Origin of the sequence: Actinocrinis puniceicyclus, from assembly GCF_018283645.1 — a bacterium.
Lineage (GTDB): Bacteria > Actinomycetota > Actinomycetes > Streptomycetales > Catenulisporaceae > Actinocrinis > Actinocrinis puniceicyclus.
In genome coordinates, this window is sequence record NZ_JAGSXH010000347.1 from 1 (window position 1) to 935 (window position 935).

Sequence of the window (935 nt, forward strand, 5' to 3'; positions counted from 1 at the left end):
GAACTCACACCTGCAGAACTGGAAAATCCTAACCACCCGCTTCCGGCCACCCCTGGAGAAGTTCCCCGCCACACTCCGCGCCATCGTCGGCCTGTACTACCTGAAGTGGGCTTTTGAATAACCCTCCAGATACGGCACACGCGCGGCGAAAGCGACCGAACGCGAGAGGACGAACAGAAGCACCTGACTCGCCACGCGACCGGGCAGTATGTACCAGAAGAACAACAGGCTGACCCAGGCATGGCCTTTGAGATGATGCCCGAGTTCGTGTGCCAGCACAGCCTCGGTCTGGCCGGGATCCATCCGCATCAAGGCCCGGCGCGTGACGGCCACGATATGACCGCCTGACGCAAAGGCGTTCGCCTGGTTGCTCTCTTCGATCCAGAAGGTGAACCGGTCCGGCCTCACCCCGGCCTCGCGGCAGACCCGCTCCCAGGCCGCCGCGAGGAGATATTGCTCGTAGGTGTCGGGTCGTCGCAGCCGCATATACCGTGCCGCGACCAGCTCCTCCACTGAGCGGACGAACACGAGCAATCCAGACAGGAGCCATCCCAGCAGGACTTCGATGGCGAATCTGGTGCCGCCGAGGGCTGCAAGTTCCCAGACGACTGCGGCCGATATGAGCAGGCCGGGCAACTGTATTGCGATCAACACGAGCGCTGGAGCGCCGATATTCCTGGACCCGAGAGAGCCCCATGGCATGATCCTTGGCGTACTCCCGTCCATCGTAATGGCGGAATATCCTGATGGTTTTGAAGCCATATCGGTGCGTGCGTCATCCGGCAGCATCATTGCCTCGGGTCGCGAGCAGGGTCAATGACAAAGTGATCTTGCGGCTGGGTTCGTGGTGGTTTAGCCGTGCGTCGGCACGGTCTGCGTGGCCTGACATGCCGGATTTGCGGGCGGGCACGGCATCTGAGGATCATTCAGGTGTC

At 61.7% G+C, this 935-nt stretch carries 1 protein-coding gene; it reads right to left on the reverse strand.

Going from position 1 to position 935, the window contains the following annotated elements; genetic code table 11:
* Positions 1 to 96 precede the first annotated feature (96 nt).
* Entirely contained in the window at positions 97 to 654 is a 558-nt protein-coding gene (locus KGA66_RS29220) for a M48 family metalloprotease (RefSeq protein WP_211472860.1), read from the reverse strand.
* Between the last annotated feature and the right edge of the window lie 281 nt (positions 655 to 935).